The sequence below is a fragment of the Pseudonocardia sp. EV170527-09 genome (assembly GCF_008369905.1).
In the GTDB taxonomy this organism is placed as follows: domain Bacteria; phylum Actinomycetota; class Actinomycetes; order Mycobacteriales; family Pseudonocardiaceae; genus Pseudonocardia.
The window spans coordinates 18,683-27,824 of record NZ_VRMC01000074.1; the positions used below are offsets into that span (position 1 = coordinate 18,683).

The window sequence follows — 9,142 nt, forward strand, 5'->3', positions numbered from 1 at the left end:
GCTCGCCGGAACCGGGAGCCGCCCGCGGACGACTGTCGGAACGTGCACATCCCACCGCTCGGCCCGGCCCGCTCGTCGGTCGTCGCCACCGTCGTCGCACTCGTCGTCGCGGCCATGCTGCTCGTCGCCGGATGCTCCGCCGCACCGCAGGCGGCCGGTCCGCAGGGAGCTGACGCCGCGTTCCCGCTGACGCTGGACCACGCCTTCGGGACGACGACGATCCCGGCCCGTCCGCAGCGGGTCGTCGCGCTGGGGTCGGCCGACGTCGCGGTCGCCAGGGCGCTCGGGGCGGACGTCGTCGGTGGCCTGCGCAACGCCGGGGAGTCGCAGCCGCAGGCGCCCTACCTCGCGCCGTTCCCGGACGGGGTGCTGACGATCAGTGAGCTGGAGCCGCTGCCGCTGGAGCGGATCGCGGCGTACCGCCCGGACGTCATCCTGGCCGTGTCGTCCTACCTGGTGACCGACCGCGACGCCTACGAACGCCTGAGCGCGATCGCCCCGACCGTGGTCTACCGCGACGTGCTGTTCGGCGCCCCGATGGAGGACGACGCCCGGCGGATCGGCGCGGCTCTCGGGGCACCGGAGCGGACCGAGGAGCTGGTGGCACGGGCCGACGGCGCCGTCACCGCGCTGCGGGCGGAGCTGCCCGGTCTCGCCGGCCGGTCGGTGCTGGTCGGACAGGCACGGGGCGACGTCATCCCGGTCATCGTCGACCCCGCGAACCAGTCCACCGCGCTGACCCGCGCGCTCGGGCTGGGCTTGCCGCCGACCTTCGCCACCGACCCGCCCGCCGGTGACGAGGTCGCCCCCGGCACGGTCGCGCTGTCCTACGAGGAGGCGGGTCGCCTGGCCGAGGCCGACCTGGTCGTCATGAGCTTCCCGACCCCGGCCGACCGACGGCGGTTCGAGGGCAACCCGGTGGTCGCGCGGGCGCTGGCCCGCACGACCTACGTCCCGATCGGCCTCGACGAGGCGATCGCGCTGCAGGCACCGAACGTGGTGTCCACCGGCTGGCTCCTCGACCGGCTGCGCCCGGCGCTGGAGCGGGTGGCCGCCGCGCCCGCTACCGGCCGCTGAGGAACGCGACCGTCGCCCGGTTCACCTCGGCGGGCCGCTCGAGGTAGCCGTAGTGCCCGGCGTCGACGATCTCGACGTACCGGGCGCCGGGCACCGCGTCGGCGACCTCGCGGCTCAGGTGCGGCGGGATCGCGGCGTCGTCGGCGAAGGCGAGCACCAGCAGCGGCACGCCGAGCGCCCGGTAGGCCTCGGTCCGGTCCCCCAGCGCCATCGACACCTGCAGCTGGGCCCGGTGCCCCTTCGACACCCCCGCGCCGGCGAACGCGAGGACGTCGAGCCAGTCCTGGGCCTCCCGGTCGGCACGCAGGGTCGACGGCGACAGGTACTGCAGCGCGGACACCGCGGCGTGGTAGTCCTCGGGCAGCTCGACCCCGGCGTCGGCGAGTGCGATCTCGCCCGCGGTGATCGCCCGCTGCACGGGGCCGAGCCGGGCGTGCGCGGCCATCGCGACGACCCGGGTGACCAGGTCCGGCCGGGCCAGCGCCGCCTCGATCACGACGCGGGAGCCGAGCGAGGTGCCGACGAGCGCGGCCGGACCCGCGTCGAGGTGGGTGACCAGGGCGAGCACGTCGGCAGCCATGTCGTCGACGGTGAACCCGTGCGCGCACTCGTCGGTCGGCGGGATGCCCCGGTTGTCGAGGGTCACGACGCGGTGGCCGGCCTCGCGGAGCGCGGGCACCTGGTGGGTCTGCCAGACCCGTCCCGGGCTGCCGGTGCCCATCACCAGGACGACGGGCGGGCCGTCGCCTCCGTGGTCGGTCCAGGACAGCCGGATGCCGTTGAGAGTCGTGACCGTCATCCGCGCACCTCGCTCTCGGCGGCGAGCAGCGCACCCAGTGCCCGCTTGTCGATCTTACCGACGGCGGTGAGCGGCAGGTCGTCCCGGACGACGACCCGGTCCGGGGACATGAAGCGGGCCAGCCCGCGCTCGGTCAGGAAGGTGCGCAGGTGACGCCGCTTCGGCGGGGTCGCGCCGGGTGCCGGGACGATCACCGCGCACACCGCCTCGCCCAGGTCGTCGTCCGGGATCCCGACGACGGCCGCGCCGGCGATGTCCGGGTGCGCCAGCAGGTGCTCCTCCAGCTCGGTGGCCGCGACGTTCTCCCCGCCGCGGTTCACGACGTCCTTGATCCGGCCCTCGACGACGAGGTGCCCGGTCGGCAGGCGGCGCACCAGGTCGCCGGTGCGGTAGTAGCCGTCCGGGGTGAACGACGTCGCGTCGTGCTCACGGGCCCGGTAGTAGCCCCGCAGCGTGTACGGGCCGCGGGTCCACAGCTCCCCCGCCGTCCCCTCCGCGACGTCGGTGCCCTCGCGATCGACGACCCGGACCTCGTCGGCCGGGCTGAGCGGGCGCCCCTGGCTGACCGCGACGAGGTCGTCGGGGTCGTCGAGCCGGGTGTAGTTCAGCAGCCCCTCGGCCATCCCGAAGACCTGCTGCACGGCGGCGCCGAGTTCGGGGCGGACCCGGCGGGCGAGCGTCGCGTCGCACTTGGCCCCGCCGACCTGGACCAGGCGCAGGGTCGACAGGTCCCAGGACCCGCGGCCGTCGCCGGCGAGGTCGGCCCAGAGCCGCAGCAGCGGCGGCACCATCGCGGTGACCGTGACGCCCTCGGCCGCGACCAGCCCGAGGGTGACGTCGGGGCTCGGGACCGGCGCGAGGACGACCGTGGCCCCGACCCCGAGGGCGCCGAGCAGGCCCGGGCAGGCCAGCGGGAAGTTGTGCGCCAGCGGCAGGCAGGCGAGGTAGACGTCGTCGGCGGTCAGCGCGCAGACCTCGGCGCTGGCCCGGGCGTTGTAGGCGTAGTCGCGGTGGGTGCGCGGGATCAGCTTCGGCTTGCCCGTGGTGCCGCCGGAGACGAGCAGGACCGCGACCTGTCCGGGGTCGGGCCGCGGGAGCGGCTCGGCGGTGCCGGCGGGCAGGTCGGCGATCGCGGTCGTCCCCGGCAGCGGCTCGCCGTCGACGAGGAGGTGCCGCAGCGAGGGGACCGCCTTCGCCACCTGCAGTGCGAGCTCGCGGTGGTCGAAGCCCTCGACGACGTCGGGTCCGACGTAGGCGACGGCCCCGGAGAGCGCGGCGAGGTGCTCGATCTCGGCCTGCCGGTGCGCGGGCAGGGTCAGCACCGGCACCGCCCCGGCCCGCAGCAGCCCGAACAGGGTCACCGGGAACTCGGCGGTGTTGGGCAGGTGGACCACGACGCGATCGCCCTCGGCGATGCCGAGTGCCCGCAGCGAGCGGGCGCGGGCGTCCGCGGCCCGGTCCAGCTCGGCGTAGGTCCGCCGGCTGGGCCCCGCGACGACGGCGACGGCGTCGCCGTACCGGCCGGCCCACTGTCCGAGCAGGTCACCGAGGGTGTCCTCGCCCCAGTAGCCCTCCCGCCGGTAGCGCTCCACGTCCGCGTCGGGCCAGCCGAGCGCCCCGTCGATGAGCACGGTCACGTCGTCTCCTCTCCGACCAGGAACCGGCTGACGCTGCGCAGCTTCTCCCGGGTCTCCTCCAGTTCCCGTTCCGGGGTGGACGCACCGACGACGCCGGCCCCGGCCCGGAGCCAGGTCCGGCCCTGCGCGCGGTAGATGGCGCGCAGCACGAGCGCGGCGTCGAGCGCACCGGTGTGGTCGACGGTCAGCACCGCGCCGCTGTAGAGGCCGCGTGCTCCCTCGTGGCGACTGATCGCCGCGCACGCCGGGGCCTTCGGCAGCCCGGACGCGGTGACCGCGGGGAACAGCCGTCCCAGCGCGTCCCAGGCGGTGGCGCCGGACCGGAGCCTGCCGCGGACGCGGGACGCGAGGTGCTGCACGCTGCCGCGCTCGACCACCCGCATGAACTCCTCCACGACGACCGCGTCCGGGTCGCTCACCTCGCACACCTCGTCCTGGGCGACCTGGACCGACACCGCGTGCTCGTAGATCTCCTTGGGGTCGCGCCGCAGCTCGTCGGACAGCTCGGCGTCGCGTTCCGGCTCGCCGGACCGGGCCCGGGTGCCGGCCAGCGGCTGGGTGGAGAAGGTCCCGTCCGCGGCGACCTCGACGACGGTCTCCGGGCTGAACCCGGCCGCCTCCAGCCCACCGAGGCGCAGCAGGAACGAGCGGGCCGGGGTGTTGTGCGCCCGGCCGTGCCGGTAGGTGGCGGGCAGGTCGACCCGCTCGGTGACCGGGACGGTGCGGGACAGGATGACCTTGCGGAAGCGGTCCTCGCCGATCTCGGCGACGGCGGCGGCCACCGAGCCGCGGTAGGCCTCGGCGCGGGCGGACTCGTCGACGGTCACCGCCGGCCCGGTGCGGGGTGCTGCGTTTCCCGAACCGAGGATCGCGTCGCGCCAGGCCCGTGCGACGGCGTCGTCGGCGGTGTCGACGTCCACGCCGCCGGGGTGCAGGTGCGCGGTGTGGCGGGGAAGCAGCAGGTGCAGCAGGGTGCCGGTGTCCGCGGGCAGCTCCCCGCCGTGCAGGAGGTGGGCCAGCTCGAACGAGGCCCAGCCGAACGCCTGCCACCCGGTGCCGCCGACCTCGGCGAGGGCGGCGGAGACCTGGCCGAGCGGGTCCGCGCCGAGCGGTTCGTGCCGGGTGCCGGCGGGCGCGGTGACGGTCAGGCCGTCGGGACCCAGCACGATCTCGGCGGCGGTGCCCGCGGCCAGGAACACGTCATCGCCGCGCTCGTAGAGCACGTAGGGGTCCGAGTCGGGCACCGTGCGGGCGACGGCGGTGGCGCCGGCGATGCGGTCGGTGGCGGTGCGGTCGGTCGTGCTGCGGTCGGCGGTGCTGCGGGTCCGCTCGGTGGGGGCCGGCTGGGTGCGCGGCGGGCCGGCCGCCTCGGTGGTCGTGGACATGGTCGGTTCTCCTTCGGGCCGGCGCTCGTGCCACCGGGGTGGGGGTCGTCGTGGGGTGCCGGGGCGTGGTGGGCCGGGCGTCGACGGGCAGGTGGGACGGCGGGCTCAGCGACCCCAGGCCGTTGCGGCGTCGGGGTAGTAGTCGGCGAACATGCCCAGGTCGGTGGCCTGGTCGTAGCGGGGGTGGTCCCGCATCCCGGCGAGTGCGAGTCCCTCGGCGAGCCCGTAGTAGCCGGGTTCGCCCTCGGGCCGGCGGGCCGGTCCGGCGGTGCCGTCGACGACCGCGCCGAGGTTCTCGGTGAACGCCCGGTGCGCGGCCTCGACGAGGTCGGACAGCACGTCCTCCAGCACCGCGTCGGGGTCGACGGGGAACCGCGCCTCGGCCAGCACCGGGCCGGTGTCGATGCCGGCGTCGATCTCGTGCAGGGTCGCGGCGAAGCTGGTCTCGCCGTGCAGCACGGCGTAGGCGGCCGTCACCGGCGGGAGGCCGCGGTAGGACGGCAGCGGCCCTCCGTGCACGTTGAGCAGCCGCAGCCCCGAGGCCAGCACCTTCTCCCGGAACAGGAACGGGTTGTCGATCGACCACAGCAGGCCGTCGGTGCACCGCTCGGCGAGCTCGCCGGCGAGCGCGTCGAGGTCGGCGCCGCTGCGGACCTCGCGGGCGGATCCCGGGTCGAACCCCGGCGGTGGGGTGGCGCGGGGTCCGTGGCAGACGAGGTCGACGGGGTGGCCGTCGGCCCGGGCGTGCCGCACGGCGCGCCACAGCAGGGCGCCGTCGCCGACGAAGATCATCGTTCCTCCTCGATGGATGCGCGGGTGACCCGGCGCAGCGGTCCGAGCAGCAGCCCGGTCGCGGCGGCGACCAGACCGGTGACGGTGTTGTAGACCCAGAGCGCGTCGCCGTCGCCGACGACGCCGCCGACGAACCCGGCGACGACGGCGCCGATCGCGGCGCCGGTCATGGCCTGGGCGGCGAACAGGCTGTTCACTCGGCCCAGCAGGGCGTCGGGGGTGCGGAGCTGCAGCAGCGTGTAGCGCAGCACCTCCTCGATCGCGTTCGTCGCGCCGGCGGCGACCAGGGCGGCGAGGACCAGCGCGACGGTCGGCGCGGCGCCGGCCAGCGCGTAGCAGGCGTAGCAGGCGACCATCAGGGCCAGCAGGAGCCGGCCGGGACGCGGGTTGCGCCGGACCCAGCCGCTGCCCAGCGAGCCGAGCACCACCCCGGCGGCGAGTGCCGAGTACATGAGGCCGACGACGGTGGACGAGCCGCCGAAGCGGGCCTCGACGAACGCCGGGACCAGCACGAACGAGCCTCCGCCGACCATCCCGACGAGGCCGGCGACCATCACGCCGAACACCACCGGCTCGCGGACCGCGAACCGGGCACCGGAGCGCAGGGCGGCCAGCGGGCTCTCCACCGGTTCCTGCAGAACGCCGTCCCCGCCGCCCGCTGCGTCGGGCTGGTCGTCGTCGGGACCGCCGTCGTCCGGACCGGTCGACGCGGCCGCGGCCGTCCGTCCCCGGCCCGGTGGCGGCGCGACCATGAGCAGCACCCACGTCACGGCGGCGGCGAGTGCGCCGGCGGTGTAGTTCCAGGCGGCGGAGGCGACCGCGAACACGATGCCGCCGACGGCCGGGGCGACCACCGCGCCGAGGCGCAGCGACACGGTGTTCAACGCCCCGACCGCGTGCAGCTTGGCCCGGTCCACGATGGACGGGGTCACGGCGAGCATCGCGGTGATGCAGGTGGCGCCGGACAGCCCGTTCGCGGCGACCAGTGCGGCGGTCAACGGGGTCGACCCGATCCAGGCGGCGTTCACCGCGAGCCCGGCGAACGTCGTCCCACTGATCAGCCAGGTGACGCGCACCAGGAGCCAGCGATCGACCCGGTCGGCGAGGACCCCGCCGCCGAGGTAGCCGACGACGAACGCCACCGACTCGATCGCGGTCACCATCCCGACGACCGGGGTGGAGCCGGTGCGGCCGTAGACCTCCAGCGGCACGGTGACCGCGACGATCCCGACCCCGAACAGCAGGATGGTCCGGGCGACGAACAGGTTGCGGAACGTCCGGTCCTCGCGCAGCGGGCTGACGTCGACCAACAAGGACGCCATCAGCCACGCACCGACCAGGTCATGAGGACCTCGGCCCAGCGCTGCGCGACCCGGTCGACCGTGCCGGCGTCGAGGACGCCGGTGGGGTGGCCGAAGGTCGTCTCCAGGACGGGGCCGTCGATGGTGTCGCGCAGCAGCACGTCGACGACGAGCGAGTGCCCGACCCGCACGCCGGGCGCGGGTCCTACCCGTACCGCGGTCTGCTCGGGGGCGAGCTCCCAGCCGCCGCTCGCGGTCCCGGCGGGCCGGGTGGTGCGACCGAGCCAGTTGAGCGCGACCTCCGCTCCCGGGCCGGTGACCCGGGGCGTGCCGTCGGCCGGGTACCGCAGCAGCCCCCAGCCGAGGCCGCGCCCGGGCGGTGCGGCGACGGCGTCGCGGGCCCTGGCGATCGCGGGGGCCGCGTCGGGTACCTCCGGGCCGGGGGTGCCGCGCACCGGGACCGGGGCGAGCACGGTGAGGCAGCCCACGGTGCGGGCGAGGTCGATGTCGTCCCCGAGCTCCTCGGCGCGGCCGTGGTGTTCGAGGTCGACCAGCAGCGGGCCGTCCGGCGCGGTGACGGTGAGCGCCTCCCCGAGGACCGCGAGCAGCACCGCCTCGGCGCCGGCGCCGTGCCGCCCGGCGAGCGTGGTGACGACGTCCGGGCCGGTCACGACGGTCTGCCGGAGGTCGGCGTGGGTGTCCCGGTGGTCGCGGGGCCGCAGCGCCGGCAGCGGGGCCGACGAGGCGAGGGTCTCGGTCCAGAAGCCGGTCTGCGCGGTGACCTGTGGTCCGGCGCCGTGGGCCTGCAGGCGCGCGGCGAACGCGACGAAGCCGGTGGCCTCCGGGGCCGGTTCGGTCCCGGTGCCGTGGGTCGCGATGTCCTCGGCGAGCACCCGCCAGGACGTGCCGTCCACGGCGAGGTGGTGCGCCACGACCGCGAGCCGTCCCGGCTCGGTGCCGCGGTCGAACCAGAGCAGCCGCAGCATCCCGCCGGGTCCCGCGTCGAGCTCGTCGCGGGCGGCGACGGTCGCCTCGGTGACGGCCCGGGTGAGTGCGTCGGCCCCGGCGGCCGGGTCGACGGGAACTCGCCGGACCAGCGCAGCCGGGTCGGCGTCGCGGCGCGGGAGGACCTGCAGGCCCGTCCAGCGCCCGTCCGCGTCGGTCTCCAGGGCCGAGTGCAGGACCGGGTGCCGGGTGACCAGGGCGTCGGCCAGCGCGGTGAGGTCGTCGGCGTCGAACCCGGCGGGGGTGGTGACCAGCACCGCCTGTGCCCGGCCGGCGACCGGGCCGCCCACGGATCCCAGCCAGGACAGGACCGGGGTGAGCGGCGCGGTGCCGGGCTCGTCGGCAGCCGGGGTGGCCGACGCCCCGGCGCCGACCGTGCCGGCGGTACCGGCTGTGTCGTGCCCCTCGCCCTCGCCCGCGTCGAGCGCCGCCGCGACCGCGGCGACCGTCCCGGCGACGAGCAGGTCCCGTACGCGCAGCTCGATGCCCTCGCGCCGGGCGGTGGCGGCGATGTCGATGGCGCCGAGGCTGTCGCCGCCGAGGCCGAAGAAGTCGTCGTCGATGCCGACCGTGTCGAGGCCGAGGACGGCGGCGACGATCGCGCACAGCCGCTGGTCGAGCGGGGTGCGGGGGGCGCGCGAGGCGCGGTGCGCGATCGGTTCGGGCTCGGGCAGCGCACCGGTGTCGAGCTTGCCGTTGACGGTCAGCGGCAGCGCGTCGACCACCGCCCACAGCGTGGGCACCATGTAGTCGGGCAGCACGTGGGCCACCGCGTCGCGGACCGTCTCCGGGTCGGGGTCGCCGACCAGGTAGGCCGCGAGCCGCTTCGTCGTCCCGGTCGTGCGGATGACGACGGCGGCCTGGGAGACCCCCTCCACCGCGCCCAGCGCGGTCTCGACCTCCGCCGGCTCCACCCGGTAGCCACGGATCTTCACCTGGTCGTCGCTGCGCCCCAGGAAGTCCAGGTTCCCGTCGCCGCGACGCCGCACCAGGTCACCGGTCCGGTACATGCGGCCGCCCGGGGTCCACGGATCGGCGACGAACCGCTCCGCCGTCGAGTCCGGCCGGTCCAGGTAGCCGCGGGCCAGGCCGGTCCCGGCGATGTAGAGCTCGCCGACGACGCCGTCGGGCACCGGCCGCAGCCAG

Annotated in this window: 7 protein-coding genes; 1 reads left to right on the top strand and 6 read right to left on the bottom strand. The window is 76.2% G+C overall.

Annotated elements, in window-relative coordinates; all coding sequences use genetic code 11:
* Window positions 1–42: 42 nt before the first annotated feature.
* A complete protein-coding gene (locus tag FVA95_RS20815; protein ID WP_149665665.1) occupies window positions 43–1,077 on the top strand; it encodes an ABC transporter substrate-binding protein in 1,035 nt (344 codons plus the stop codon).
* On the opposite strand, the gene FVA95_RS20820 is transcribed toward FVA95_RS20815, so the two are convergent.
* The 6 genes from FVA95_RS20820 to FVA95_RS20845 form a co-directional block, all read right to left on the bottom strand.
* Window positions 1,064–1,876 (bottom strand): alpha/beta fold hydrolase, encoded by an 813-nt coding sequence (locus FVA95_RS20820; protein WP_149665666.1) that lies wholly within the window; start codon window positions 1,874–1,876, stop codon window positions 1,064–1,066. The two genes, FVA95_RS20815 and FVA95_RS20820, sit on opposite strands and share 14 nt — an antisense overlap.
* Window positions 1,873–3,513, bottom strand: a complete 1,641-nt coding sequence (locus FVA95_RS20825) for a (2,3-dihydroxybenzoyl)adenylate synthase (RefSeq protein WP_149665667.1) — start codon at window positions 3,511–3,513, stop codon at window positions 1,873–1,875. The genes FVA95_RS20820 and FVA95_RS20825 overlap by 4 nt, the downstream gene beginning before the upstream one ends.
* Complete coding sequence (locus FVA95_RS20830; protein ID WP_149665668.1) at window positions 3,510–4,898, bottom strand: salicylate synthase; 1,389 nt, start codon at window positions 4,896–4,898, stop codon at window positions 3,510–3,512. The genes FVA95_RS20825 and FVA95_RS20830 overlap by 4 nt, the downstream gene beginning before the upstream one ends.
* Window positions 4,899–5,003: 105 nt before the next feature.
* On the bottom strand, window positions 5,004–5,690 hold the full coding sequence (locus FVA95_RS20835; RefSeq protein ID WP_149665669.1) for a formyltransferase family protein: 687 nt from the start codon (window positions 5,688–5,690) through the stop codon (window positions 5,004–5,006).
* Window positions 5,687–7,012 carry an MFS transporter gene (locus FVA95_RS20840; RefSeq protein ID WP_149665670.1) on the bottom strand — a complete coding sequence of 442 codons (1,326 nt, stop codon included), beginning with the start codon at window positions 7,010–7,012 and terminating at the stop codon, window positions 5,687–5,689. The genes FVA95_RS20835 and FVA95_RS20840 overlap by 4 nt, the downstream gene beginning before the upstream one ends.
* On the bottom strand, window positions 7,012–9,142 hold a 2,131-nt coding region (locus FVA95_RS20845), incomplete at its 5' end, for a condensation domain-containing protein (protein ID WP_149665671.1). The genes FVA95_RS20845 and FVA95_RS20840, both read right to left, overlap by 1 nt.

What these genes read in the sequence shown, in the direction of transcription:
- FVA95_RS20830 (WP_149665668.1), bottom strand. Translation starts at nt 4,898, where the DNA reads ATGTCCACGACCACCGAGGCGGCCGGCCCGCCGCGCACCCAGCCGGCC.
- FVA95_RS20835 (WP_149665669.1), bottom strand. Translation starts at nt 5,690, where the DNA reads ATGATCTTCGTCGGCGACGGCGCCCTGCTGTGGCGCGCCGTGCGGCAC.
- FVA95_RS20840 (WP_149665670.1), bottom strand. Translation starts at nt 7,012, where the DNA reads ATGGCGTCCTTGTTGGTCGACGTCAGCCCGCTGCGCGAGGACCGGACG.
- FVA95_RS20820 (WP_149665666.1), bottom strand. Translation starts at nt 1,876, where the DNA reads ATGACGGTCACGACTCTCAACGGCATCCGGCTGTCCTGGACCGACCAC.